The sequence below is a fragment of the Cupriavidus sp. 05L411 genome (assembly GCF_056398045.1).
Map to the genome: position 1 here is coordinate 43,419 of NZ_JBFTOQ010000009.1, position 24,932 is coordinate 68,350.

The 24,932-nt window shown below is 66.9% G+C and carries 20 protein-coding genes; 12 read left to right on the forward strand and 8 right to left on the reverse strand.

The genetic code is table 11. The features are described 5' to 3' along the window. Nucleotides 1–72: 72 nt before the first annotated feature. Complete coding sequence (locus tag AC1DQR_RS13065) at nucleotides 73–582, forward strand: DUF6630 family protein (protein ID WP_416051379.1); 510 nt, start codon at nucleotides 73–75, stop codon at nucleotides 580–582. A gap of 33 nt (nucleotides 583–615) precedes the next feature. Here the strand turns inward: AC1DQR_RS13065 and AC1DQR_RS13070 are convergent, their stop codons facing one another. Further along, the gene (locus tag AC1DQR_RS13070; RefSeq protein ID WP_416051378.1) at nucleotides 616–1,545 is read right to left on the reverse strand and encodes a LysR family transcriptional regulator; all 930 of its coding nucleotides are present in this window, start codon (nucleotides 1,543–1,545) and stop codon (nucleotides 616–618) included. A gap of 234 nt (nucleotides 1,546–1,779) precedes the next feature. Between AC1DQR_RS13070 and AC1DQR_RS13075 the strand changes: the two genes are divergently transcribed. From AC1DQR_RS13075 to AC1DQR_RS13085, 3 genes are all read left to right on the forward strand, one after another. After that, nucleotides 1,780–2,517, forward strand: a complete 738-nt coding sequence (locus AC1DQR_RS13075; protein WP_416051377.1) for a TetR/AcrR family transcriptional regulator — start codon at nucleotides 1,780–1,782, stop codon at nucleotides 2,515–2,517. After that, complete coding sequence (locus AC1DQR_RS13080) at nucleotides 2,514–3,908, forward strand: carotenoid oxygenase family protein (protein ID WP_477133120.1); 1,395 nt, start codon at nucleotides 2,514–2,516, stop codon at nucleotides 3,906–3,908. The genes AC1DQR_RS13075 and AC1DQR_RS13080 overlap by 4 nt, the downstream gene beginning before the upstream one ends. 82 nt (nucleotides 3,909–3,990) lie before the next feature. Next, on the forward strand, nucleotides 3,991–4,572 hold the full coding sequence (locus tag AC1DQR_RS13085) for a hypothetical protein (protein WP_416051375.1): 582 nt from the start codon (nucleotides 3,991–3,993) through the stop codon (nucleotides 4,570–4,572). A gap of 284 nt (nucleotides 4,573–4,856) precedes the next feature. Here the strand turns inward: AC1DQR_RS13085 and AC1DQR_RS13090 are convergent, their stop codons facing one another. Continuing rightward, nucleotides 4,857–5,945, reverse strand: coding sequence for a Zn-dependent alcohol dehydrogenase (locus tag AC1DQR_RS13090; RefSeq protein ID WP_150985147.1), 1,089 nt, complete (start codon nucleotides 5,943–5,945; stop codon nucleotides 4,857–4,859). Nucleotides 5,946–6,136: 191 nt separating this feature from the next. After that, complete coding sequence (locus AC1DQR_RS13095) at nucleotides 6,137–7,009, reverse strand: mechanosensitive ion channel family protein (RefSeq protein ID WP_477133121.1); 873 nt, start codon at nucleotides 7,007–7,009, stop codon at nucleotides 6,137–6,139. A gap of 264 nt (nucleotides 7,010–7,273) precedes the next feature. Here AC1DQR_RS13095 and AC1DQR_RS13100 point away from each other — a divergent pair, with 264 nt between their 5' ends. From AC1DQR_RS13100 to AC1DQR_RS13125, 6 genes are all read left to right on the forward strand, one after another. Then, the gene (locus AC1DQR_RS13100; RefSeq protein WP_477133122.1) at nucleotides 7,274–8,809 is read left to right on the forward strand and encodes an amino acid permease; all 1,536 of its coding nucleotides are present in this window, start codon (nucleotides 7,274–7,276) and stop codon (nucleotides 8,807–8,809) included. A 91-nt stretch (nucleotides 8,810–8,900) separates the two neighbouring features. Continuing rightward, nucleotides 8,901–10,571: an amidohydrolase gene (locus tag AC1DQR_RS13105; RefSeq protein ID WP_416051373.1), complete on the forward strand. Its 1,671-nt coding sequence runs from the start codon at nucleotides 8,901–8,903 to the stop codon at nucleotides 10,569–10,571. A 692-nt stretch (nucleotides 10,572–11,263) separates the two neighbouring features. Further along, nucleotides 11,264–12,601, forward strand: a complete 1,338-nt coding sequence (locus tag AC1DQR_RS13110) for an HlyD family secretion protein (RefSeq protein ID WP_416051372.1) — start codon at nucleotides 11,264–11,266, stop codon at nucleotides 12,599–12,601. A gap of 109 nt (nucleotides 12,602–12,710) precedes the next feature. Then, a complete protein-coding gene (locus tag AC1DQR_RS13115; protein ID WP_416053345.1) occupies nucleotides 12,711–13,988 on the forward strand; it encodes a YyaL domain-containing protein in 1,278 nt (425 codons plus the stop codon). Between the two features lie 2 nt (nucleotides 13,989–13,990). Next, nucleotides 13,991–15,976, forward strand: a complete 1,986-nt coding sequence (locus AC1DQR_RS13120) for a glycosyltransferase family 2 protein (RefSeq protein WP_416051371.1) — start codon at nucleotides 13,991–13,993, stop codon at nucleotides 15,974–15,976. Between the two features lie 5 nt (nucleotides 15,977–15,981). Next, entirely contained in the window at nucleotides 15,982–17,463 is a 1,482-nt protein-coding gene (locus tag AC1DQR_RS13125; protein ID WP_477133123.1) for an efflux transporter outer membrane subunit, read from the forward strand. A gap of 12 nt (nucleotides 17,464–17,475) precedes the next feature. On the opposite strand, the gene AC1DQR_RS13130 is transcribed toward AC1DQR_RS13125, so the two are convergent. Genes AC1DQR_RS13130 through AC1DQR_RS13140 form a run of 3 tightly spaced genes read right to left on the reverse strand, consistent with a single transcriptional unit; the run spans nucleotide 17,476 to nucleotide 19,838 of the window. After that, on the reverse strand, nucleotides 17,476–18,270 hold the full coding sequence (locus AC1DQR_RS13130; protein WP_477133124.1) for an amino acid ABC transporter permease: 795 nt from the start codon (nucleotides 18,268–18,270) through the stop codon (nucleotides 17,476–17,478). After that, on the reverse strand, nucleotides 18,263–19,009 hold the full coding sequence (locus AC1DQR_RS13135; RefSeq protein WP_477133125.1) for an amino acid ABC transporter permease: 747 nt from the start codon (nucleotides 19,007–19,009) through the stop codon (nucleotides 18,263–18,265). The genes AC1DQR_RS13130 and AC1DQR_RS13135 overlap by 8 nt, the downstream gene beginning before the upstream one ends. Before the next feature lie 34 nt (nucleotides 19,010–19,043). Next, nucleotides 19,044–19,838 carry an ABC transporter substrate-binding protein gene (locus tag AC1DQR_RS13140; RefSeq protein ID WP_416053344.1) on the reverse strand — a complete coding sequence of 265 codons (795 nt, stop codon included), beginning with the start codon at nucleotides 19,836–19,838 and terminating at the stop codon, nucleotides 19,044–19,046. Between the two features lie 264 nt (nucleotides 19,839–20,102). Between AC1DQR_RS13140 and trhA the strand changes: the two genes are divergently transcribed. Further along, nucleotides 20,103–20,720 carry a PAQR family membrane homeostasis protein TrhA gene (gene trhA / locus AC1DQR_RS13145; RefSeq protein ID WP_253929680.1) on the forward strand — a complete coding sequence of 206 codons (618 nt, stop codon included), beginning with the start codon at nucleotides 20,103–20,105 and terminating at the stop codon, nucleotides 20,718–20,720. Here trhA and AC1DQR_RS13150 read toward each other — a convergent pair. Both AC1DQR_RS13150 and AC1DQR_RS13155 read right to left on the reverse strand, forming a co-directional pair. Further along, nucleotides 20,717–21,196 (reverse strand): GNAT family N-acetyltransferase, encoded by a 480-nt coding sequence (locus tag AC1DQR_RS13150; protein ID WP_416051367.1) that lies wholly within the window; start codon nucleotides 21,194–21,196, stop codon nucleotides 20,717–20,719. The two genes, trhA and AC1DQR_RS13150, sit on opposite strands and share 4 nt — an antisense overlap. A gap of 99 nt (nucleotides 21,197–21,295) precedes the next feature. Further along, nucleotides 21,296–23,755: a penicillin acylase family protein gene (locus AC1DQR_RS13155; protein WP_416051366.1), complete on the reverse strand. Its 2,460-nt coding sequence runs from the start codon at nucleotides 23,753–23,755 to the stop codon at nucleotides 21,296–21,298. A gap of 310 nt (nucleotides 23,756–24,065) precedes the next feature. Here AC1DQR_RS13155 and AC1DQR_RS13160 point away from each other — a divergent pair, with 310 nt between their 5' ends. Further along, a complete protein-coding gene (locus AC1DQR_RS13160) occupies nucleotides 24,066–24,929 on the forward strand; it encodes an IclR family transcriptional regulator (protein WP_416051365.1) in 864 nt (287 codons plus the stop codon). The last annotated feature ends 3 nt before the right edge of the window (nucleotides 24,930–24,932 follow it).

Consider the following 24,932-nt stretch of genomic DNA (forward strand, 5'->3'; position numbering starts at 1 on the left):
CTCATCCGTGGACAACACCATTTCCGTTTTCAACGCGCCAAGCCGGCGCCGCACCGATGGAGGGCTGATGCAATGAGCGACGAACTGAGTAACGAGGCGCGCGAGGCGCTCTGGCGCCTGATTGAGCTGATCGACTTCGACGACGCAGCCATGGTGGAGAAGCATCAGATGCTGTTCGACGAAGCCCTCGCCAACTCGGACGACGCGGATGCGGTCGAAGGCCAGGAACTGCTCTGGATCCTGAAGGACGTGATCGACTGGGAAGCGGGCTTCTATGTGGACTGGAAAGACGCCACGTCCTTCATCAGTTGCATGGATGAGCTGTGCGCCAGGGTCGATATCGAGCTGGACTGGGGCGTGGAGGATCCGGAGGATGAGGAGTTCCTGGAGAAAGCCAGCGTGCCGGAGCTGATGGAACTGGCTCATGAGCAGTTGCGGCTGGCCGGCATCACGCTCTGGAACTGGAACACCGACGGCGATGCCTATGCAGGCTGGATCGCCCGCGGCGAGGATGATGAAGAAATGACCACCCTGGCCGAAACACTGGGGCTGGAGATCAGGACCGGCGACCAGGCGTATTGAGGCTGCGGAGCTGGCCCCGGTCGCACCGCGGCCTCAGCCAGTGATCCCCACGTCAACCGCGCCCTGCCGATCCGTGGCGCCCAAGGTGCGCTCCAGCACATCGAGAAATGCCCTGACGCTGGCCGGCATCAGCTTGCGCGCGGGCATCAGCACAAACACCTTCAGCGGCGACGACGAATACGCCGGCAGCACCCGCACCAGGCGCCCCTGATCCAGCTCATCCTGCGCGTAGCGCGGCGAGAGCCGGGCCACGCCAAGGCCATCGGTGGCGGCTTTCAGGCGGATCTCCGCGCTCTGCGTGCGCATGCGCGGCTCCACCGCCATGCTGGCCACCTCCACGCCGTCGCGCAGGAACTCCCAGCGCCGGTCCTCCGCATCGCCCAGCATGGGCCAGCCGGCCAGCTCCTGTGGCGTGCGCGGCAAGCCCCGCGCGCGGATCAGCGATGGCGCGGCAAAAAAGCCGCGCTCGATGCGCACCACCCGCTTGCTGGCAAAGGAGCTGTCGTGCAGGCCGGTGGTCGTCATCACAAAGGCCAGGTCGTAGCCTTGCTCGACCAGGTCGGGCTGCTCCCAGCTCACATCGACCTGCACGCGCAGCTCGGGATGCAGCCGCAGCAACTGCGTGAGGATGGGCGAGATGTGCAGGGAGCCAACCTCGTAGGGTGTGGAAATGCGCAGTGTTCCACTGACTTGCTCGCTGACCGACACCGCCTCGGCGCTGATTTCGCGCAGCTCGTTAAAGAGGGGCGCAACCCGGTCGTAGAGTTGCTGGCCCCGCTCGGTCACCCGCACGCGGCGCGTGGTGCGCTCGAACAGGCGCACGCCCAGCTGCACTTCCAGCCGCGACACCGCCGCGCTGGCGGATGACTTCGGCACGTCGGCCAGATCCGCCCCCTTGGTGAAACTGGCGCCCTCCACCACCCGGCAGAAAATCTCCCAGTCCTTCCATTCGATCGTCTTCATTCGCCATCCCCATGCCACGTGGCGCGCCTCGCGAGTCGTGCGCGTCAATGTGGGTGATTGTCCCATGCGGCGAACAATGACGCGCGGGCGCCTAGCGGGCAGCGTTGCCTTCCGTTCTTTCCTTGACTATTTACATCGTAAATCTACACTGTAAATTATCGTTGCCGAAGCAGCATCGCAGCAGAAGGCGACATGCCTCAATCAGCACACACCGATCGCCTCACCCCAACAGACATGGCAAGAAACCTCACCCAGGAAGAGATCGACGCGTTCAAGGCCCGCCTGTGCGCGGTAGCGGAGCGGCGCTTCGCCGAAGGCGGCGTAGCCAGCGTGAGCATGCGCCAGCTCGCCGAGGAACTGGGCTGCAGCCCGATGACGCCCTACCGTTACTTCAAGGACAAGGACGACATCCTGGCCACGGTGCGCACCGCCGCGTTCGACCGTTTCGCCGCCACCCTTGAGGCCGCCGGCGCCAGCGTTGCCGAGCCGCGCGAACGCGCGCGCGCGGTGGGCGAGGCCTATCTCGCCTTTGCCTTTGCCGAGCCCAATGCCTACCGGCTGATGTTCGACATGACCCAGCCGGACGACGACCGCTACCCCGACCTGGAGCGCGCCGGCTCGCGTGCGCGCCGCACCATGAGCGCGCATCTGGAGACCATGGCGCAGCGCGGCCTGATCCATGGCGACCCGCAGGTGCTGAGCTATGTGATCTGGGCCTCGATCCACGGGCTGGTGATGCTGCGCCTGGCCGGCAAACTGCCCGGCGACCCCGATTTCCGCGTCATCCACACCGAGATGCTGCGGCTGCTGGCTGCGGGCATGCGCGCGCCCATGCCCGCAGCCATGCCCGCAGCCATGCCCGAGGCCAGTCTCGAAGCGGGTCATGAAGCAGATCATGAAGCCGTTAGCGAACCCGTCCCCCCAGTTATGCCGAAGCCAATCCGGCAGCAGAGAAAAAGGAGCTCCCAATGAGCCAGCCGTTCCCGTCCACACCCTATCTCAGCGGCAACTTCGCCCCCATCCTGATGGAATGCGATGCGCCCGACCTGCCGGTGCTTGGCGAGCTGCCACGCGCGCTGCGCGGCACGCTCTACCGCAACGGGCCAAACCCGCAGTACGCCCCGCGCGATGCGCATTACCACTGGTTCATCGGCGATGGCATGGTGCACGCCTTCCACATTGAAGACGGCCGCGTGCGCTACCGCAACCGTTGGGTACGCACCAACAAGTTCCAGCGCGAGCAGGCCGCGGGGCAGGCGCCGTTCGGCAGCTGGGGCAACCCGGCCACCACCGATCCGTCAGTGCTCGGGCAGAACGACGGCGTGGCCAACACCAATATCCTCAGCCACGCCGGCCGCCTGCTGGCGCTGGAAGAAGCCGACCTGCCGGTGGAGCTGGACGCCCAGACCCTGGCCACGCGCGGCGATGTCGACTACGGCGGCAAGCTCACCGGCGCCATGACCGCGCACCCCAAGGTGGACCCCGTGACCGGCGAGATGGTGTTCTTCGCATATTCGGCCGATGGCCCCTTCACCCCCGGCATGCGCTACGGCGTGGTGGATCGCAACGGGCAGCTGCAGCGCCTCGAACACTTCGAAGCGCCGTTTCCCAGCATGGTCCACGATTTCATGGTCACGCAGAAACATGTGCTGTTTCCCATCCTGCCGCTCACCGGCAGCATGGAGCGCGCCATGCGCGGCGAGCCGGCCTACGCGTGGGAGCCGCAAAAGGACTCGCACATCGGCATCATGCCGCGCAATGGCGGCACCGCGCAGATGCGCTGGTTCCGTGGCGAGGCCTGCTACGTGTTTCACGTGATGAATGCCTGGGACGCCGGCAACAAGGTCATCGCCGACGTGATGCAGTATGAATCCTCCCCCATTTTCAATCCCGACGGCAACAGCACCGGCGCTCGGCTGTGCCGCTGGACCTTCGACATGGCCGGCAAGTCGGACACGTTCACGCGCGAATACCTGGACGACACGGCGGGCGAGTTCCCGCGCTTCGACGAGCGCTTCTCCACGCTGCCTTATCACCATGGCTATTACGCGTTCCGCCAATACGAGAGCAGCGAGCGTGGCAGCTACGACAGCCTGGCCCACCTGGACCTGCGCAGCGGCAAGCGCGCCACCTACCAGTTGCCCGAGGGCGATGCCTTCTCCGAGCCGGTGTTTGTGCCGCGCGCAGCCGACAGCGCCGAAGGCGATGGCTGGCTGCTGGCTACCGTCTACCGGGGCGTGCAGGCGCGCAGCGACCTGGTCGTGCTGGATGCCAGCGCGGTCGCCGATGGGCCGGTTGCCACGGTACAGCTTTCGCACCGCGTGCCGTTCGGCTTTCATGGCAACTGGTGCGGCGCGGACTGAGCCGGCAACAAGACACGCATCGACATCCACTGCCTGGCGGCCGGGCTTGGTTCGGGCCGCAAACCAACCCAAGGAGAACAGCATGGGAATACTGATTGGCTTTGCCCCGTTCGTCGCTTTTTTTATCGCCATGCGGAGCATCTCGCCGCTGGCCGGCCTGGCCGCGGCCTTCGTGGTCTCGCTGTTGCTGTGCCTGCGCATGTGGCGGCGCGGCGAATCGCTCAAGGTGCTGGAGCTGGGCAGCCTGGCCCTGTTCGCGCTGCTGTTGCTCTATACGGTCAGCGCCTCGCCCCAATGGACGGTGGCCACGGTACGGCTCGCGGTCGATGCAGGCCTGCTGGCGATCGTGCTGGTCTCGCTGGCGATCGGACGCCCGTTCACGCTGCAATATGCCCGCGAGCAGGTGCCCAGGGAATACTGGGCGTCGCCGCGCTTCCTGGCGGTGAACCGGCATATCACGCTGGCGTGGGCCGCCGCGCTGGCCGTGATGGTGGCCGCCGACGCGGCGGCGGAATACGTCAGCACCATCCCGTTGTGGGTCGACGTGGCGGCGACGGTGGCTGCGTTCGCCGGCGCCGTCATCTTCACGGTGCGCTACCCGGCAGCTGTGCGGCGGGCGGCCGAGGCCGCGGCGTCGGCCACGCCGGGCCGGCCGCTGGCATAGCCGGATAGCAACCCGGCCCCACAGGCTTCTGGTGCGTTTCTCCCCGATCTGTGGCAAATTTCCCGCACGGAGAACGGGAGGAGCTTTTGCCATGAAGCCAAGCACCAGTGCCGGCCTGTTGCGAGCGCGCGATGGCCGCAAAGCCCGCGTGACCGAAGGCGGATGGTAGGCGGCCTGACCAGCGCTGTGATGTGCGTGGTAGCTGCCTGGGAGAGCGTGTCTCGCCGGCGCGGGCGGCGCGCTGGCGTGGCGGGGAAAACGGCGGCCCAGGCCGCCGCCGGGCTTCAGTGCTCGAACATGATCACGGAGCGCGCCAGTTCGCCGCGGCGCAGTTCGTCAAAGGCCTCGTTGATGTTCTCCAGCGGCATGCGGCGCGAGATCAGCTCGTCCAGCTTGAGCTTGCCCGACAGGTAGAAATCGACCAGTCGCGGCATGTCCACCGGGAAGCGGTTGGAGCCCATCATCGAGCCCTGGATGCGCTTCTCGGCCAGGAAGTCCGTGCCCTTGATCTCGATCTTCACGCCTGGCGCGATCATGCCGATCACCGTGGCGGTGCCGCCGCGGCGCAGCATGGAGAAGGCTTGCTCGGCGGTCTGCTTCAGGCCGATGGCTTCGAACGCATGGTGCACGCCGCCACGGGTCAGCTCGCGCACGGCTTCCACCGCATCCACGTCAGCCGCGTTGATCACATCGGTCGCGCCGAATTGCCTGGCAAGTTCCAGCTTGCCGGGCACCCGGTCGATCGCGATGATGCGGCCCGCACCGGCAATGGCCGCGCTGTTGATGGTGGCCAGCCCGATGCCGCCGCAGCCGATCACCGCCACGGTCTCGCCCGGGCTCACGCGCGCGGTGTGGATGACCGCGCCCATGCCGGTGGTCACCGCGCAGCCGATCAGCGCGGCGCGGTCCAGCGGCATATCGCGGCGGATGGCCACCAGCGCGTGCTCGTGGATCAGCATCTGCTCGGCAAAGGCCGACAGGTTCAGGAACTGGTTCATCGGCCCGCCCTTGGCCGCCAGCAGGCGCGGCTCCTCGCCCTCGCGGCGCTTGGTGTCAGGCTCCACGCACAGCGAGAGGTGGCCGGTCAGGCAGTGCTCGCAATGGCCGCAATAGGCCGACAGGCAAGTGATCACGTGATCGCCGGGCTTGACCGTGCGCACTTCGGAACCCACCTGCTCGACCACGCCGGCCGCCTCGTGCCCAAGCACCACCGGCATCGGGAAGGGATAGGCGCCGTCTAGAAAATGCAGGTCCGAGTGGCAAACGCCCACCGCCGCCGTGCGCAGCAGCACCTCGTGCGGGCCCGGCTTGCCAATGGCGACGTCTTCGATCACCAGCGGGGTCTTGGGTTGATGCAGGACAGCGGCTTTCATGGGTCTCCTCGTTGTTCGATCTTGTTCGATCTTGTTCGGCACAATTCGCTAAGATTCCCGTCCCCGGCAACGGCGGCGGCACGGCTACCATACAACCGAAACGCCGTTCAGTGAAGCCATAAAACAGCGCCCGCCCCCGGCCTGCCGCCCGGCCACGCGCCTTAGGATCAGGAATGCGACGCTGCCTTGTCCTATTGTGCGGGTGCGGGCGCGGGCGCCGCAGCAACAGCGACAGCAGCAGCGGCCGGTTCCGCGTTGCGCCGCTGGTGGTACTTGCGCAGAATCTGCTGCGCAATCGACAGCCGCGAGGCCACCGGCACCGGGAACCGCACCAGCGCATCGAGCCGGTCCGCCGCCATGGCTTCGAACATCACGCGCGGCTCGAACTGCGAGAGATCGAGAAAGCGCGAGCCGCCGTATTCCTGCAGGCTGTGCCGGGCCTCGGCCAGGAAGCCGGCGCACACCTCTTCCGTGATCGCGATCAGGTCGGCCTCGACGCGGTCCGGGTCGCTCTTCTCCGGCAACGGGATGCGCAGCGTGTCCAGGGTGTACTTGCCCGCCTGGGAGTGGTTGCGCACGGCGACCGTCAGCAACATGCTGTTGGGAATCTGCACCGTGGAACCCGTGAACTGGCGCGCGCCGGCAATTTCCACCAGCGTGGTGGTGAGCGCGTCCATGTCCACCACCTCGCCGGAATGCGGGCCGATCTCGACGATATCGCCAAGCTGGAAGGGGCGCGCCATCATGCGCAGGAAGGCGCCAAGGAAGCACATCACCAGTTCCTTGCCGCCGATCACCAGGGCCACCGCGAAAGCGGTCAGCGAGATCGCCACGCTCTTGAGCTCGGACACCCAGATGCCCAGCAGCAGCAGGAACACCACCGCGGCAACCGCATTGCGCGAGGCCACGGTCCACGTGCGATAGCTGCCGCGGTTGTCCTTGTCCCCCTGCTGGCGGGCCTGGAAAAAGCGGTTGATGAACTTCACGGCCAGCATGCCGGCCAGCACGATGCCGACGCTAAGCGCGATGTGTAGAAGATAGCTGTCGTTGAAGGGCAGGTTCATGAGGATCGGTCCGGATACCGCGAGGATGCAAACCCCAGATTCTAGCCATGCCGCACCGCAACCAGCGCAAAACCCGCCGCAGCCCCGCCCCGCGCCTTTCCCCAGGCGGCGTTTTCTCTTATGATGCCGCCCAATGTACCAGCCGGTAAATGTACTGCCGTGCATCCTGCCTTGTGCTGGCCGGGCCAGGTCGGATGCCGGCAGCGCCAGTCAATGCGGGCCACACCGGCACATCCGGCTTCCGCGCTCCAATTCCTCTTATCCATGACCAGCCAGCAACCCGCATCCCGCCCTCCTCCCCCCACCCTGCGCCGCACCTTGCGCGCGCGCCATCTCACCATGATTGCCATCGGCGGCTCGATCGGCACCGGCCTGTTCGTGGCCTCCGGCGCCACCATCGCGCAGGCCGGCCCGGGCGGCGCGCTGGCGGCCTACATCCTGATCGGCGCCATGGTGTACTTCCTGATGACCAGCCTGGGCGAGCTGGCGGCGTACATGCCGGTGTCGGGATCGTTCGCCACCTACGGCGCGCTCTACGTGGAGGAAGGCTTCGGCTTCGCGCTGGGCTGGAACTACTGGTACAACTGGGCGGTGACCATCGCCGTGGAACTGGCGGCGGCGCAGCTGGTGATGCAGTACTGGTTTCCGGATACGCCCGGGCTGCGGTGGAGCGCGCTGTTCCTCACGCTGATGTTCCTGCTCAACGCCATCTCCGTGCGCGGCTTTGGCGAGGCCGAATACTGGTTCGCGCTGGTCAAGGTGGTGACGGTGATCGCGTTTATCGTCATCGGCGTGCTGATGATCTTCGGCATCCTGCGCGGCGATACGGGCGGCGTGCCGGCCGGGCTGGTGAACCTGACGGCAGGCGACGCGCCCTTCGTCGGCGGCCTGCCGGCGATGATCGGCGTGGCCATGATCGCAGGCTTTTCCTTCCAGGGCACCGAGCTGATCGGCGTGGCCGCCGGTGAATCGGCCGATCCCGCCAAGAACATCCCGCGCGCCGTGCGCCAGGTGTTCTGGCGCATCCTGCTGTTCTACGTGCTGGCGATCCTGATCATCGGCATCCTGATTCCCTACACCGATTCCAGCCTGCTCAAGAGCGATGTGGAAACGGTGGGCGTGAGCCCGTTCACGCTGGTGTTCCGCCATGCGGGACTGGCATTTGCCGCCGGGGTGATGAACGCGGTGATCCTGACCGCCGTGCTGTCTGCCGGCAACTCGGGCATGTACGCTTCCACCCGCATGCTCTACAACCTGGCGACCGAAGGCCGCGCCCCGCGCATCTTCGCACGCCTCACGCGCAACGGCGTGCCGCTGGCGGCGCTGCTGGCCACCACCGCGGTGGGTGCGCTGTGCTTCCTGACCTCCATGTTCGAGAGCAAGTCGGTCTATCTGTGGCTGCTGAACCTGTCGGGCATGACCGGCTTCATCGCCTGGCTCGGCATCGCCATCAGCCACTACCGCTTCCGCCGCGGCTTTGTCGCGCAAGGGCTGGACCTTTCCCGCCTGCCGTATCGCTCGCCCTTCTTCCCGTACGGCCCGATCTTTGCCTTTGCGCTGTGCCTGATCGTCACGCTGGGCCAGAACTACCAGGCCTTCATGGACGGCAAGATCGACTGGGTGGCAGTGACCGCCACCTATATCGGCATCCCGATCTTCCTTGCCATCTGGCTGGGCTACCGGCTCGTGCGCAAGACGCGCTTCGTGCGCTATGCCGACATGCAATTTCCGCCGCTGCCGCCGGCCCGCGGCACGCAAGCAACCGGTTCCGTCTTTCCCGCCACGGCGACCGGCGAATAAAGAGCAGTAAGCAGTAAGCATCCTGAGAGCACATAAGAAAACCAAAGCGCTGTACTACAGCCGCTGTACGACAACAACAAGGAGAGTTGACTTGAAACACGCGATCCACAAGAGCCTGCTGGCAGTGGCCGTCGGCTTCACGATGTCGGCCCACGCCGCGCCTACGCTGATCGAATCCGTGCAGGGCTACACCTTGAAGAACGACCAGGTCGCCAGCTTCACCGGCCTGGTGTTCGACCAGGGCAAGGTGCTGGCCACCGGCGACGCCACCGCGCTGCGCGCGCAGTACCCCGATGCCAGGCGCATCGACGGCCAGGGCAAGACCCTGCTGCCGGGCCTGATCGACGCGCACGGCCACGTGTTCCGCCTGGGCTTCAAGACCACCGAGATCTCGCTGTCGGGCACCAAGGCCCTGGCCGAAGCGCAGGGCATGATCCGCGCCTACGGCGACAAGAACCCGCAGCGCAAATGGCTGCTGGGCTACGGCTGGAACCAGGTCAACTGGAAGCTGGGCCGCTTCCCCACCGCGGCCGAGCTGGACGCCGCCGTATCGGACCGCCCGGTGCGCCTGGTGCGCGTGGACGGCCACGCAGCGTGGCTGAACACCAAGGCCATGCTAGCCGCCGGCATCACGCGCGACACCAAGGACCCGGCAGGCGGGCGCATCGAGCGCGACGCCAACGGCAACCCCACCGGCGTGCTGGTCGACAAGGCCATGGCGCTGGTCAACAACGTGATCCCGCCGTACTCGGACGACGACCGCCGCGCCGCGCTGGCCGCCGCGCTGGCGCACATGAACGCGCTCGGCCTGACCGCCGCGGGCGACGCCGGCGTGACCGCGCAGGAAGACCGCATCTACCGCGAGTTCGCCGACCAGGGCAAACTGACCACGCGCATCTACGGCATGATCCGCGACACCGGCGACGACTTCAAGGCGCTCTCCGCCAAGGGCCCGCTCTCCGGCTACGGCAACGATCGCTACTACCTGCGCGCGGTCAAGCTGTACGGCGACGGCGCACTCGGCAGCCGTGGCGCGGCGCTGATGGCGCCGTACTCGGATGACCACGTGCACAGCGGCCTGCTGTTCATGAGCGACGCGGCCATGCAGGCCAGCGTCAAGATGGCGATCAAGGCCGGCTACCAGGTCAACGTGCACGCCATCGGCGATGCCACCAACCACCAGGTGCTGGACGCGCTTGAGGTGGCCTACAAGGAAGTCGGCGGCCGCGAACTGCGCAACCGCATCGAGCACGCCCAGGTGGTTGCGCTGCCGGACATCCCGCGCTTCAAGCAGCTCGACCTGATCGCTTCGATGCAGCCCACCCATGCCACCAGCGACATGAACATGGCTGAGGACCGCATCGGCAAGGAACGCATCAAGGGCGCCTACGCCTGGCAGACCATGCTCAAGCAAGGCACCGTGATTGCCGGCGGCTCGGACTTCCCGGTGGAATCCGCCAATCCCTTCTACGGCCTGCATGCGGCGGTCACGCGCACCGACCACGAAGGCCGCCCGATCAAGGGCTGGCATCCGGAGGAAGCCATGACCCTGACCCAGGCCTTCCGCGCCTTCACGCTGGACGCCGCTTACGCGGAGCACCAGGAGAAGACGCTGGGCTCGCTGGAGCCGGGCAAGTGGGCCGACTTCATCCTGGTCGACCAGGACCTGTTCAAGGTGGCGCCGGCCGAGATCTGGAAGACCCGCGTGACCCAGACGTGGGTGGCGGGTGAGCGCGTGTACGCGGACGCAAGCGCACGTTGATGTTGATGCGCTGAATTGCCGAGTGCCATGGCGTGTATTCTTCGCCGTGGCATGATCAAGAGGCCGGCCCCGCGCCGGCTTTTTTTCATGCGCGCTGCCGCTTCACAGGGTGTTGCAAACAGAAAACACCCATTGCCCGCCCCACCGGGCGGCAAGCGATCAAGTGGCGAGCATGGCGCACCGGCCATTGCGCCATGAGACGAAACAATGTCTGCAAAGGCCGCGGGGAATGTCTCGACCTCCGAAAATGTGCCCATGCGCATGTGAAAGCCAAGTCTCTGCCCGCACGGGAAATGGGGGCAACGGATGCCATTGATTTCAACGGTGTGACATCCTGCTCTTACACATTCTTACAGCACTAGCGCCGCTTCTTGGCTAGCCTTCATTCACTCGCCACCGTGCAGCGAACCCGAGTCCTGCACATCCGCGAGTATCGTCGATGGCCCTCGGGCCATACGCATTCGCCCCGCTCCTGCGCTCAGCCGGAGCGCGGGCAGATCAACGGACCCGGCATGTCCTGGTCCACACACAGATGCGCAAGCGGTCCGGCTGGGCCGTGAAACAACGCATCGCGGAAGAAAAATTGGGGGACTTGCTTTACAGGGAACGTGCGTCTTGCCGACACGCCCGGTGCCAACGGCTTGCCGCTCGTTTTGCGAACCCGATCGCGCAAACTTGCCAGTGAGGATGCCATGAGCGACAAAATCGAACAAAGCCGTCCCCCGGCCACGCACCTGCCGGACTTGCGCACAGACCATCTGGCGCCTGCGAGAGGCAGCCGCGAGCTGAGCAAACGCCCCCTCTGGCATGTGGTGCCTCGCCTGACCAGTTACGGCGTAGCCGCCTTTATCGTCTGGGTGATCTTGGCCGTGATGTTCCCCCCAGTGTTTACGCGCTCGTCGGAACGCGCAGTGGTCGATGGACCGGTCAACCTGGTCACCACGCCGGTCGAAGGCGTGGTGGCGGGCCAGCGGATTTCGGTGGGCGCCTCATTTGCACCGGGAGACACGCTGATGAGCGTGCAGAACCAGAATATCGACCGCGCCTTGCTGGTGGAACTGACGGGCAAGAAGCTGGACAACCAGCAACGCTACGATGCGGCCAAAGCCAAGCTCGAAGGCGATCAGGCCCGCCTTGATGCAACCGACCAGGAGACCAAGAAATACCAGGCAGCCGCACAAGCCGAGCACGCCGCCAAGATCCGCGGCATCCAGGCCCGCATGGCAATGGCCAAGGAACAGGTGGACCAACAGGAAGACGTGGTGAACCGCAACCAGGCCATGCAATGGGCGGGCGCGGTCAGCGAGGCCTATACAAACGCCTCCCGCTACCAGTTGTCGATCCTGTCGAACTCCAAGGAAGCGATCCGCGCCGAGCTCGACAACGCGCTCAGCAACAGCCAGGCGGCCAAGGGCAAGGTGTACCTCTCCAGCACCGATGGCGCGGTCTCCACGCTGGCGCAGCGGCACGACGAACTGAGCGCGGAGATCACCCAGCTCAAAGCGGAGCTGACCCAGCTTGAGCAGTATGGCAAGTCGGTTGACTCCCTGATCGCGCAGGAAGAGCAGCGCGTCCAACGCATGTCTAACCTGGATATCAAGGCCTACGATTCCGGCATGGTCCAGGACGTGCTGGCACCGCCCGGCACGCGCGTCGCGGCCGGCGCGACCTTGCTGCGCAGTACCAATTGCGCGCAACCCCGGGTGGTGGCGGTGTTCCCCCGCAGCCTCAGCAACGACCTGTTGCCCGGCACCAAGGTGACGGTGCGCGTGGACGGCGTGGCCGCGCCGTTGGCCGGCAAGGTCGCCGAGATCCTGCCGCGCGCGCCCGATGGCGAGCAGGCGCGCTACTTCGTGCCGTTCCCGCCCATCGAGAAGAACGAGATCTACCTGATCGCCAAACTGGACAAGCCCTTGCCGGCGTTGCCCCAGCAGAGCGCCGGCGCGGCGGCGGATCACTGTGCGCTGGGCCGCTGGGCCAAGGTCAGCCTCGACCAGCCCTGGTGGGGCCACATGCGCACGCTGATCTGACGGCAGCGAATCCGACGCAAGGCAGGAGATCGCCATGAACCGGACCTTACCCACCTTATCCACTTTACTCACCTTACGCCGCCGAGTGCTGCCGCCGCTGCTGGCCGGCATGACCAGCCTGGCCACGATCCTGGCGCCGCCCGCCGCCGCCCAGGCGCCCCCAGCGCAAGCGCGCGAACAGTTGCTGGCAGGCGCCTGCCAGGCCATTTCCGCGCGGGTCGCGGCGGTGCCCGGCCAGGGCCCGGTGATGCTCGGCAGCTATGAGCCTGCACCGGGGCAGGGTCCGCTCGCACCCGCCTTGCAGCAAACGGCGTTCGTCTATGACAACGCGCTCGCCGGCATCGCGCTGGTGGCCTGCCGCCGCGTTGGCGATGCGCGCCGCATAGCGGACGCCATGGTTGCTGCCAGCGCGCGTGATCGTCACTACCACGATAACCGGCTGCGCAATGCCTACCGCGCCGGTGCGCTGCCGGCGGGTCCCGCGCCCCTGCCCGGCTGGTGGGACACGCCGAGCCAGCGCTGGTTCGAGGACGCGTACCAGGCCGGCACCGCCACGGGCAATGTGGCGTGGGCCGCGCTGATGCTGCTGGCCGTCTACGACAGCACCCACGAACGCCGCTATCTCGACAGTGCCGCGGCGCTGATGGGCTGGGTCGATGCCACGCTCTTCGATGCCGGCCCCCCGGGCGGCTTCATCGGCGGCTACTTCGGCGAGGAACCCAGCCCCACCCGCCAGTCCTGGAAATCCACCGAGCACAACGTCGATGCCTATGCCGCGTTCAGCTGGCTGGCCCGCCTCAGCAACGATCCGCGCTGGCCGGTGGCGGCGCGGCGCGCGCGCGGCTTCGTCGAGGCGATGTGGCAGCCGCGCGAAGGCCGCTTCGTGATCGGCACGCGCGACGATGGCCGCTCGCTCAATAGCGGCCCCTCCGCCCTCGATGCGGTGCTATGGCCGCTGATCGCCGTGCCAGATGCGCCCGCGGACTGGCGCAGGGGGCTGGACTGGACCCGCGAGCGCCATGGCATCAAGGGCGGCTACGGCTTCAACGGCAACCCCGACGGCGTCTGGACCGAAGGCACCGGCCAGGCCGCGCTGGTGCTGCGCGCCAGCAGTCGCGCGCAGGATGCCTCATCGCTCTGGCCACTGCTGCTGTCACAGCGCGCGCCCTCCGGCCTGCTTTACGCCACGCCGGAACAACGCATCCGCACCGGCCTCTCGATCGGGCCGACCTCCACCACGGAGGACTTCTACTACTACCACCTGCCCCACCTCGGCGCGACCGCATGGGCGGTGCTGGCCGCCGCAGGCTGGAACCCCTTCCGTCCTTCCGGATGTGTCGATGCCGCTTGCACCAGCGCCATTTCCGCCCCGCCGTCCAAGGAGTAACGATGTTTGCATTCTTCCTCGATGGCAGGGCGCTGCTCGTCATCAACGCCGCCACACTGCTGCTCGCCTGGCTTTGCATGCGGGGAGACCGCGCCCGGGACTCTGATCGTTGCGTGTTTGGTGCCATCACCGCGACCCTGCTGCTCGTCTACCTCGCCTGGCGCTGGACCCAGACGCTGCCCGAATGGCAAATGACCTTCCCGAGCCTGTGGGCGCATGCCTTCTTCGGGTTCGAGATCATGACGATCGCGTACACCGTGATCTCCATCGTCACGCTGACGCGCGGCAGCAACCATGCGCCGGCGGCCGATGCAGGCGAGGCAGCGCTGCGGCGCAGCCGCTCGGTGCCCCGCGTCGATATCTTCATCGCAACCTACAACGAAGGACTGGAAATACTGGAGAAGACCATTGTTGCCGCGCTAGCGATCGACTATCCGGATTTTCGCGTGTGGGTACTCGACGACACCCGGCGCGACTGGCTGAAGGCGTTCTGCGCGCAGGTCGGCGCCAACTACGTCACGCGTCCCGACAACACGCATGCCAAGGCGGGCAACCTCAACAATGGCCTGCAGCATAGCGCCCGTGCGGAGCATGGCGGCGGCGCACCCTACATCATGGTGCTCGATGCCGACTTCGCCCCGAACAAGAACATCCTCATGCGTACCATCGGCCTGTTCGCCGACCCCAAGGTCGGCGTAGTGCAGACGCCGCAGTTCTACTACAACGCGGACCCGATCCAGTACAACCTGCGCTCGACCGAATGCTGGGTCGACGAGCAGCGCGCCTTCTTCGATGTGATGCAGCCCGCCAAGGACGCCTGGGGCACCGCCTTTTGCATCGGTACGTCCTTCGTGGTCAGGCGCGAGGCGCTCAGCTTGATCGGCGGCTTCCCAACCGGCACGGTCACGGAGGATATCCACCTGACGTATCGCCTGATGCCCCACGGCTATGTCACGCGCTGGCTCAACGAACGCTTGAGCGTGGGCCTGTCCGCCGAAGGCCTGCCCGAGTACATCAGCCAGCGCAGCCGGTGGGGACTGGGCACGATCCAGGTAGCGCTCACGGCCGACGGGCCGCTGCGAGGACGCGGCTACACACTGGGCCAGCGCGTGCATTACGTGCACGGCCTGCTGCACTGGCTGAGCCGCCCTTTCACGCTCATGCTGCTGGCCGGGCCACTGTTGTATTGGTACTTCGACGTGCCGACGCTGTACGGCGAACCGATGCAGTTCCTTGCCTATGGCGTGCCGGCGCTGCTGCTTTACTGGGCCTACAGCATCTGGGTAACCGGCTCGCGCGCACTGCCCATCTTTACTGAAGTCACGCAGATCGTATCCGCGCTGGCGGTCAGCGCGACGCTGATCAGCGCGTTCTTCAAGCCGTTCGGGCGTCCTTTCAAGGTCACCAACAAGGGGCTGGATCGCAGCAAGCTGGTGATCCACGGGAAGTTCGCCACGCTCTACGGCTGCCTGATCTTGCTCTCGGGCATGGGCCTGGCGCGCGCGGTGGCCGCCGACGCGGCAGCCTCGGGACTCGTCTTCAACATCGCGTGGACCGCCGTGTCGATGGTGCTCTACCTTACCTCGCTGCTGGTCTGCGTGGAACTGCCACGGCCGCGCAAGGAGGAACGCTTCCCCTACCGGGAACGAGCCCTGCTGCGGATCAACGGCAAGGCAGCTTGCGGCGGGCACGAGTACACCGCCACTACCGTGAACCTGTCCTGCAATGGCGTCGCCATTACCAGCGCGATGGCGGCGGCGATTCCGGTCGGCGCCGAGGGCGCGGTCTGGATGGAGGCGACCGGCTGGGTGCCGTGCCGGATCGCGCGCCGCCAGGGCAAGCTGCTCGGGCTCGCCCTGCATCTGGACATGGCGACGCGCCACCGCTTGATACGGCTGCTCTTCAGCGAGCCCACCCACAACGTCGCCAGCCAGGGCAATCCCCGGCTGGCCATTTCGCGGCTCGTGTGGCGCGCCTTTTCCGGATGAATCCCATGCACAAGACTCTCGCCCCTATGCTGCGCATTCTCGGCATGGCCCTGCCGCTTGCGCTGGCCGCATGCACCCTCGAGCCAACATACCAGCGCCCCGCGCAACCAGTGCCAGAGGCCTGGCCCACCGGCCCGGCATACGCTGCCGGCACGCCGGCAGCGGCCGAAACCAGCACAGCGGCGGCCGACCTGGGCTGGCAGGACTTCTTCGTCGATGCGCGCCTGCGGCGCCTGATCGAACTGGCGCTGGCCAACAACCGCGATCTGCGCGTCGCCACGCTCGCCATTGAACAGGCACGCGCCCAGTACCGTATCCAGCGCGCCGCGCAGTTCCCCGCGATCGGTGCCAGCGCGGGCGTGCTCAGCCAGCGCGTGCCCAGCGAACTGCGCGCACCCGGGCAGCCGGCGGTCATCACGCAATACAGCGCAGGCGTGGGCTTCAACGCGTTCGAGCTGGACTTCTTCGGACGCGTGCGCAGCCTCAAGCACGAGGCACTCGAACAATATCTCGCCACGGAGGAAGCGCGCCGCAGCGCCCATATCAGCCTGGTCGCGGAAGTCGCCAGCGCCTACCTGACCTGGCGCGCCGACCAGGTGCTGCTGCAAATCTCGGAGGACACGCTGAAGAGCCAGCAAGCTGCCGCCGAGATGATCGGGCGCAGCAAGCGCGCGGGCGCCATGGCACAGCTGGACCTGCACCGCGCCGAGACCCAGGTGCAGACCGCGCGCGTGGGCGTGGAGCAATACACGCGGCAGGTCGCGCAGGACGAGAATGCCATCAGCCTGCTGATCGGCGGCCCGCTGCCGCAAGACCTGCCACCGCCCGAGCCCTTCGAGTCAACAAGCCTCGTTGCCGAGCTGCCTGCCGGCCTACCCTCGGCGTTGCTGCAGCAAAGGCCCGACATCATGGCCGCCGAGCACCGCCTGAAAGCCTCCAACGCCGACATCGGCGCCGCGCGGGCGGCCTTCTTCCCGACCATCTCGCTGACCGGCGCGGTTGGCTCGGCCAGCACCAATCTGGCCGGGCTATTCTCCGCAGGCATGGGCGCGTGGACCTTCGCGCCGCAGATCACCCTGCCGATCTTCAATGCCGGCAACAACCAGGCCAGGCTCGATGCCTCCAAGGTGCAGAAGGACATCAATATTGCCGCCTACGAAAAGACGATCCAGACGGCCTTTCGCGAAGTGGCAGACGGCCTGGCCGCGCGCGGGACCTATGACCGGGAGGCCGCCGCGCAGGAAACCCTGGTCAAGGAAGCCAGCGAAACCCAGCGCCTGTCGGAGATGCGGTTCAAGAACGGCGTGGACGACTATTTTGCGGTCTTCGATGCCCAGCGCCAGCTCTATACCGCGCAGCAAACCCTGGCCACCATCCGGTTGGCCCGCCTGACCAGCCGTGTCGCGCTGTACAAGGCGCTTGGTGGAGGATGGTCGGAGCACACGGCCGCCGTGGCGCAAAGCGCGGACGTAACACCGGCACGATGAAGCGCACCGCAGCTAGCGGGGCCCGATCGCTACATGCCGGCCCCGGGCCTTGGACCGGACAGGTGGAAGCGCATGCGCCTCGGGCCGGCCCCGCCGCGCGGAGACGGCGGCCTGCCGCTGCGTCACACGGCAGGCCAGCGCCGCCACACTCTCGATCGCCAGGCAAATCAGGAAGTAGAGCAACGCGACGGCAAGGAACACCTGCGCCGCATAGCCCACGCTGCGCCCGTTGACCTGCGTTGCCACGGTCGACAACTCCACCACGCCCACGATATAAGCCAGCGACGTATCCTTGGCCAGCGACACCCACACATTGCCCAGCGACGGCAGCATGGTGCGCAGCGTCTGCGGCAGCACCACCTGCCAGAGTGCCTGCAACGGCGTCATGCCGAGCGCCAGCGCCGCATTGCGCTGGCCGCGCCCGATCGCGTCGAAGCCCGCCGCCATGACCTGCGCGATGTAGGCCGCGCCAATCAGCGCGAGCGCCAGCACCACGGTCTGCACCTCGCCCACGTGAACGCCCGCCAGCATCGGCAGCAGGAAGTAAGCCCAGAAGATCAGCATCAGCACGGGAATCGCGCGCAGGCAGGCCAGCAACGCGCGCACGGCACGCGCAATCGGTGCCGGCGCCAGGTCAAGCATCACGGCAACGCCAATGCCCAGCACGGTGGCGCCCGCGCAGGCCAGCAGCGCCATCCACAAAGTCAGCGCGGCACCCGCCAGGGGACCGTTGGGGAACGTGCCGGCCAACAGGTAGGGCAACTGCCTGAGCACGACGGCCCAACCGGAGAGATCGGCATCAGGCACGCGCGGCCTCCGTCCACCCCAGGCGGCGCAGCAGCACCGGCGCCGCCGCCTGCAACAGCAGGATCAGCGCGACGTAAAGCAGCGTGGCCAGGCCGAAGGCCTGGAAGGTCACCAGGCTGTCGGTTTCCACTTGCCGGGCGGTGTAGGACATCTCCGCAAAGCCGATCGCCATCGCCAGCGATGTGTTCTTGATGGTCTGGCAGAACTGCCCCACCATCGGCCGCGCAGCAACGCGCAGCGCCTGCGGCAGCACCACGCGCCAGAATGCGGCCGCGGGCGTAAAGCCCAGCGCCAGCGCCGCCGCGCCCTGGCTCGCCGGCACATTGGCAAGTCCCGCCTCGAGCTCGCGCGCATAAAAAGCACTGGCGTAAAGGCCGATGCCGGCCAGGCTCGCAAGCGCCTCCAGCGAAGGCGCGGGCACGTGCAAGCCGCCGATGCGCCATCCCTGCCAGTCATACAGCGCGCCGATAGCGCCCTCGCCCAGCAACTGCGCCGCGCCGAAATACCAGAAGAACAACTGCACCAGCAACGGCGTGCGGCGCAGGAAGCCAACCGCGCCGCGCGCCGCCAGGCGCAGCGGCATGATCGGGCTACGCGCGAGCACCAGCCAGCCGGCGGCAATCGCGCAGCCAAGCACAAACACCGCCACTGACAGCGCCACGGTCAGGCCGAAGCCGGCTGCGATCCAGCCGACGTACTTTGCCGGCAGCGACTGCAGCAGGATCGCTGGTCCCTGCATGGCTAGCCCTTGCCGGGAAAGAAGAAAGCCATCCTCACTTCAGCGCGCTGCCAATCGTGAAATCCCGCGCCAGCGGCGCCGTGCTCTTCGGCCCGAACCACTTGTCGTAGATGCGCGCCGCCGTGCCGTTCTTCTCCAGCTCCGCCAGGATGCGATCGATCTCCGCGGTCAGCCGGTCCTCGCCCTTGGGAACGCCCACGCCCATGTACTCACGCGTCAGCGTGAACGACGAAATCTCGAACTGATCCTTGTTGGGCAACGTCGCCAGCAACGCACCCAGCTTGGCGCCATCCTGCGCAAACGCCTGGATCGCGCCGCTGCGCAGCGCGGTCAGCGCCAGCGGGGAATCGTCATATGCAATCACGCGCGCGTCCGGATACTTCTGCCGCAGCGTGGTCTCCTGCGTGGTGCCTTTGTCCACGCCGAGGCGCCAGGCCTTCAGGTCGTCCGGCTGCTTGAGCGCACCCTTCCTGGCGATGAACTGCAAGCCGCTGGCGAAGTACGGCGTGGAGAAGCCGATCTGCTGGCGGCGCTCATCGGTGATGGTGAAATTGGCGGCAACGATGTCCACCTTCTGCGATGCCAGCAGGGCAATGCGGTTAGCCGGGTTGGTCGCGCGGAACTCAGGCTTGACACCCAGCCGCTTGGCGATCTCGGCCGCGTAGTCCACGTCGAGGCCAACAGGGGTGGTACTGCCGGCCTCGACAAAGCCGAACGGCGGGTTCGCGTCGAACACGCCCACGCGCAGCACGCCAGCCTTCTTGATGTCATCCAGGCGGTCCGCCATGGCGGGGCTCGAAGCGAGCACGGTGAGGCCGGTGAGCAGCATCAGGGCAGCCTTGAACAGCGGCGAAGGGATACGCATGGGGAGTCTCGCTAAGGGTTGGATGGCGAGACGATAGCGGTGGGAACCCAGGCCGGGAACGAATGGTTTTGCAGATGGTTATGCCATCCCGGGGAGCCCCATCGGCAGGCCCCGGCGGCCCACTTTCCACGCCCCCTCGAAATCCATGCAAAAATACCCCGATCACGCACCGCAACAAAGCCCCCTGCAATCGCCCCAACCAGCGACCACTACAGGAGAATGAACAACATGTACCGTGGAGAACGTTTCAACGGCTACAGCCATCTGGCGGGCGCCGTCCTGGCCGCGGCCGGCACAGCAGTCCTTATCACCAGCTCTGCCCTTTACCACGACGCCTGGAAGGTCGTCAGCTCCATCGTCTACGGCGCCACGCTGGTCTTCCTCTACACCATCTCCACGCTCTATCACAGCCTGCGCGGCCGCCCCAAGGACATCCTGCGGCGGCTCGATTACTGCGCCATCTACCTGCTGATCGCCGGCAGCTATACGCCCTTCGCGCTGGTCACGCTGCGCGGGCCGTGGGGCTGGACGCTGTTCGGGGTGAACTGGGGACTGGCGGTGATCGGCATCGCGCAGGAGCTGTTGATTGGCCACCGCACGCGCGTGTTCTCGCTGCTGATCTATGTACTGATGGGCTGGCTGGTGCTGTTTGCCTTTGGCCCGCTGGTGGCGGCGCTGCCGGCCGCCGGCCTGTACTGGCTGGTGGCGGGCGGCGCGCTCTATACGGCCGGCATCGGGTTCTTCCTGTTCGACGAGAAGGTGCGGCACTTCCACGGCATCTGGCACCTGTTCGTGCTGGCCGGCAGCGCCTGCCAGTTTGTCAGCATTCTCTGGTACGTGGGCTAGCCCCTGGCGTCCTCGAGCGCCAGGCGCATCGGCACATAGGCGATGCCCTTTGTCTGTGCGCGAGGGCCGATGGCCCGGAAGCCGAAGCGCTCGTACACCACGGTTGCGAACGGGCTCGAATTGACGGTGAATGCACGCACCTCGCCGGCGGCGATCGCGGCCTGGCTGGCGGTTTGCCAGAGGGCTCCGGCAACGCCGCTCCGATGCATCTGTGGAGCGACGAACAGGTGAAAGAGGTGGCTGACATCACGCATCGCAAGGATGCCGGCGAGCTGCTCGGCGCGGTAGGCAACCAGATAGCGGAAGCGCGGACTGGTGACATAGCCGGCTATCGCATCCGGCGAGAGACTGGCGAGAAAATCCTCCGCGCCGGCCCCTGACGCCTCGATCGTGAAATAGTGCGCGACGCTCATGGCAAGCGCGCTGATGGCGGCTGCGTCTTCGGTGCCGGCTCGGCGAATGACCAACGTTTCCATGGTGGCTCGGGCTGATGATAGCCATCCAGTTTGTCATAGCGCGGGCCGGCGTGCCACATGCCTGCGGCCAGGCCCGAGCTGAACGAGCCCGCCGCAGGTTTACTGCGGCACCAGCTCCACCTTCTCCCGCGTCTCCTTCTCCACCGCCTTGCGCGTGTAAAGCAGCGGGAAGTAATCGCCCCTCGCCCACATCTGCGCCAGGTCGCGATAGTGCGGGCTGGCGGGATTGCCGGATTGCCCGGGTGCGTTGACCACGCGCGAGGCATCCCAGTTGCCCACGTCCAGCACCATGCGGAACGACGCGCCCGCGGTGAGCTGGTAGTCGTTGTTGCGGTAGCTCGTGTTCATCGGCGTGAAGGAAGACCCGCCGATCGGCCCGGCGTTGACGTCGTAGCGCTGGCGCGCCGCGCTGTCCAGCAGCGGGTCGAGCGGATGATTGAACACCGCGGCGTGCAGCTTGCCCCATTGCCAGGCTTTAGGGTCCGGGCCGAGCTTGCGCTCCACCTCCGCCATGGCGCTCTTGAGCGAAGCCACGATGACTTCGTTGCGGCGCTCTACCGGCATCCACGGCTCGGGCTTTTCCAGCACCGCCAGCACGCGGCTGGCATCGCCGTAGCCCGCAAGCCTGGCGCCTTCCGGCGACAGCGCCGCGCGCACCACCGCCGGGCGCAGGTACTTGCTGAACCAGACTTCGAACAACGCCGCCGGCGCGCTGTCGGCGCGCTCGTTGCCATCCCAGCCGCGCAGCAGGTCGAGTCCCCGCCGCGCCTGGGCGTCCTCGGTGCGTACATTGGCCAGCAACGCCACCGCGCGCAGCGCCGGCAGCGAGGTGGTGTCGTTCTGCCACGCCATGCTGTCCGCCACCGAGGAATGCGGGTTCGCAGCCACCAGGCTCTTGAGCCGCCGCGCGCGCGCCGTGTCGCTCCATTCGTAGCCCACGCCCATCTTGGCTGCGGGGTGGTTGGGCGGGATGTTGTTCTCGTTGGCGGTCACCACGTAGCCGGCGGCCGGGTTGTAGGCCCACGGCAGCTCGTCCATGTTGCGGTAGCCCGCCCACTCGTAGCGGCCGTCGCCCGGCACTGGCGTGAGGCCATCCCAGTTGGGGCGGATGACGGTCAGGCCGCCGGGGATCCAGCCGATGTTGCCTTCGCGGTCGGCGTAGACCTGGTTCTCGCCCGGGGCGCCCCAGCGGTTCATCGCGGCGCGGAACTGGTCCCAGTTCTGGGAGCGCATGTAGTCCATGGAGCCGAAGTACGGCGCCATGCCCAGGTCCAGCCAGGCCGCGCGCAGCGCGTAGGCGCGGTTGCCCTTGGCATCCGTGACCAGCACCGGGCCGTGGCGGGTAAAGTCCAGGCTGACCTTGCGCGGCGCGGCCTCGCCCTTGACGGCGATCTCCTCAGTCACGGTTTCCATCGGTTCCCAACGGCCGCGGTACTTGTATTCGTGCGGCTGCGCCGGGTTGGTCTCGTAGACGTAGAGATCCTCCTGATCCATATAGAAGCGGGTCAGGCCAAAACCGATGTTGTCGTTGTGCCCGATCGAGATCCCCGGCAGGAACGGCTCGCCGGCTCCGATCACCGACATCCCCGGCGCATTCAGGTGGCTGATGTAGCGTAGGCTGGGCGCGCCGTGCGCGCGGTGCGGGTCATTGGCAAGGATGGGCCGGCCGGTGCTGGTGCGCGAGCCCGAGATCACCCAGTTGTTGGAGCCGAGGCTGCGCGCGGTGTCGCTGTTGGTGTCAAGCACCGCATACAACGCTTCGTGCGGGATGCCTTCCGCCTTGGCCGAAGCCCACCACTCTTTCGGAAAGCGCGGCGCGGCGGTGGCGAGCTCATAGGCGCGGCGCAGCTCGACGGTGGGCAGCGCGCAGGGGTCGAGGCCGTCCGGCAGCTTGGGCTGGATCGGCGGATCCAGCTCGCGCTGCACCCAATCGGTGCGGGCGGCATCGGGCTTGACCTGGCAGTAGACCTGCGCGCGATTGACCTCGCCCATGAAATTGAGCGTGAGCCCGTGATGGCGGATGCGCACGATGTCTTCCGCACGCCAGCGCGCGGGCTTGTAGTTCAGCAGGCGAAATTCCGGCGGCAGCAAGTCCGGCCTGCTCTCCGTCTGCGCTACATAGGCGTTCACGCCGGCCACGAACGCCTCCGCCACGCGCTTGGCGTCCGAGCCATAGGCCAGCCACTCGCGGTACATGTCGCCGCGGAACAGCACGGCGCGCGCCATGCGGTCCCCTTCCACATAGGCCGGCCCAAAGTCCTTGGCCATCTCGCCCAGGCCACGCTTGCGCCACAAGTCGATCTGCCACAGGCGGTCGCGCGCGGCCATGAAGCCTTGTACATAAAAGGCGTCGTACAGCGTGTTGGCGTAGATATGCGGCACCCCCCAGCGGTCGATCAGGATGCTGGCGGGCTTCTCCAGGCCCGCCACCTGGAAGCGTTCGTTGGCGGGGGCCGCCGCGGTTGCGGCGGTTGCGGCGGCCGGTGGCACGGCCTGGGCGGCGGCTGCGGCAGTGCTCAGGATGAGCAGGGCGGCAAGGCGGCGGGCTCGGCAAACCATGGTGTTTCCTTGGGGACGTGGGGATCGCATCAGGTAAAAATCGGGTGTCGCGAGCCGTGCTGGCGCGGCGAATCGCCGCCAAGGATAGCGGAAGTCGCACGAGCGAGCCTAATCGGGCTACCCGTTTTTTCAGGATGGCAACCCGGCTCACGCTCCGGGAACCGCCGCGAACACCCAACTGGCGCGGCTTTCCATGAGTTTCATCAGGCAAAACTTTGATGCAGTGCAGAATGACGGGGCACACGTGGAAGCCTATAACCCCAGAACCGGTTTCACTCTTCGAAACCGGCCGACTCCGGAGTGCGCTCGCGTGACGGTACCGACTACCTCCCTCCAGAAGGCCTGCAGGCTGCTGCGCGTGCTGTCGGATGCGCGCAATACGCGCCTGACCGACCTGGCCGTGGCAGCCGGCGTCGACAAGGCCTCGGCGCTGCGCCTGCTGGACACGCTGGCGGCCGAGGGCTTTATCGAGCGCGACCCCGACACCAAAGCATTCGCGCTGGGCCCCGAATGGCTGGCGCTGCGCGCGGCCAGCGTGCGCCGCATCGACCCGCGCGCCAGCGTGCGGCCAGCGCTGATCCGGCTTGCCCAAGCCTTCGAGGACACCACCATCCTGTCCGTGCCAAGCGGCTGGGAATCCGTCTGCCTGGAACTGCGCCCCGGCACCTTCCCGATCCGCGCCAACTACCTCGACGTGGGCAGCCGGCGCCCGCTTGGGGTCGGCGCGGGCAGCCTGGCGCTGCTGGCGGCACTGCCCGATGCCGAGGTGGAAGCCACCTTGCACGCCATTGCCCCCGCGCTCAAGCGCTATCCGCGCATCAGCGCGGCGATGCTGCTGCGCGAGGTGGAGGCCACCCGCGCGCGCGGCTACGCGGTACTGCTGGATGTGGTGGTGGAACGCATGGGCGGCATCGCCATCGCGTTGCCGGACCCGGATGGCTACCCGCTAGGCGCCATCAGCATCGCCGCGCTCAATGAGCGCATCACGGAGCGCGAACCGGCGCTCGCGCGCGCGCTGCGCCGCGAAGCCGAAGCCGTTTGCGCCGCCTGGACACCGCCAGCGCCCAACTCGGCGGCGGCACGCCGGCGCAACGCCACCCTGGCCAGCGCCGCGCCAACGACCAAGACCCCGACTGCGCGCAAGACGCGGCGAACCACCACGACCGACCTGTAACCG

Coding starts and splice junctions, on each gene's coding strand:
- AC1DQR_RS13065 (WP_416051379.1), top strand. CDS start 73: ATGAGCGACGAACTGAGTAACGAGGCGCGCGAGGCGCTCTGGCGCCTG.
- AC1DQR_RS13070 (WP_416051378.1), bottom strand. CDS start 1,545: ATGAAGACGATCGAATGGAAGGACTGGGAGATTTTCTGCCGGGTGGTG.
- AC1DQR_RS13075 (WP_416051377.1), top strand. CDS start 1,780: ATGGCAAGAAACCTCACCCAGGAAGAGATCGACGCGTTCAAGGCCCGC.
- AC1DQR_RS13080 (WP_477133120.1), top strand. CDS start 2,514: ATGAGCCAGCCGTTCCCGTCCACACCCTATCTCAGCGGCAACTTCGCC.
- AC1DQR_RS13085 (WP_416051375.1), top strand. CDS start 3,991: ATGGGAATACTGATTGGCTTTGCCCCGTTCGTCGCTTTTTTTATCGCC.
- AC1DQR_RS13090 (WP_150985147.1), bottom strand. CDS start 5,945: ATGAAAGCCGCTGTCCTGCATCAACCCAAGACCCCGCTGGTGATCGAA.
- AC1DQR_RS13095 (WP_477133121.1), bottom strand. CDS start 7,009: ATGAACCTGCCCTTCAACGACAGCTATCTTCTACACATCGCGCTTAGC.
- AC1DQR_RS13100 (WP_477133122.1), top strand. CDS start 7,274: ATGACCAGCCAGCAACCCGCATCCCGCCCTCCTCCCCCCACCCTGCGC.
- AC1DQR_RS13110 (WP_416051372.1), top strand. CDS start 11,264: ATGAGCGACAAAATCGAACAAAGCCGTCCCCCGGCCACGCACCTGCCG.
- AC1DQR_RS13115 (WP_416053345.1), top strand. CDS start 12,711: ATGACCAGCCTGGCCACGATCCTGGCGCCGCCCGCCGCCGCCCAGGCG.
- AC1DQR_RS13120 (WP_416051371.1), top strand. CDS start 13,991: ATGTTTGCATTCTTCCTCGATGGCAGGGCGCTGCTCGTCATCAACGCC.
- AC1DQR_RS13125 (WP_477133123.1), top strand. CDS start 15,982: ATGCACAAGACTCTCGCCCCTATGCTGCGCATTCTCGGCATGGCCCTG.
- AC1DQR_RS13135 (WP_477133125.1), bottom strand. CDS start 19,009: ATGCAGGGACCAGCGATCCTGCTGCAGTCGCTGCCGGCAAAGTACGTC.
- AC1DQR_RS13140 (WP_416053344.1), bottom strand. CDS start 19,838: ATGCTGCTCACCGGCCTCACCGTGCTCGCTTCGAGCCCCGCCATGGCG.
- trhA (WP_253929680.1), top strand. CDS start 20,103: ATGTACCGTGGAGAACGTTTCAACGGCTACAGCCATCTGGCGGGCGCC.
- AC1DQR_RS13150 (WP_416051367.1), bottom strand. CDS start 21,196: ATGGAAACGTTGGTCATTCGCCGAGCCGGCACCGAAGACGCAGCCGCC.
- AC1DQR_RS13155 (WP_416051366.1), bottom strand. CDS start 23,755: ATGGTTTGCCGAGCCCGCCGCCTTGCCGCCCTGCTCATCCTGAGCACT.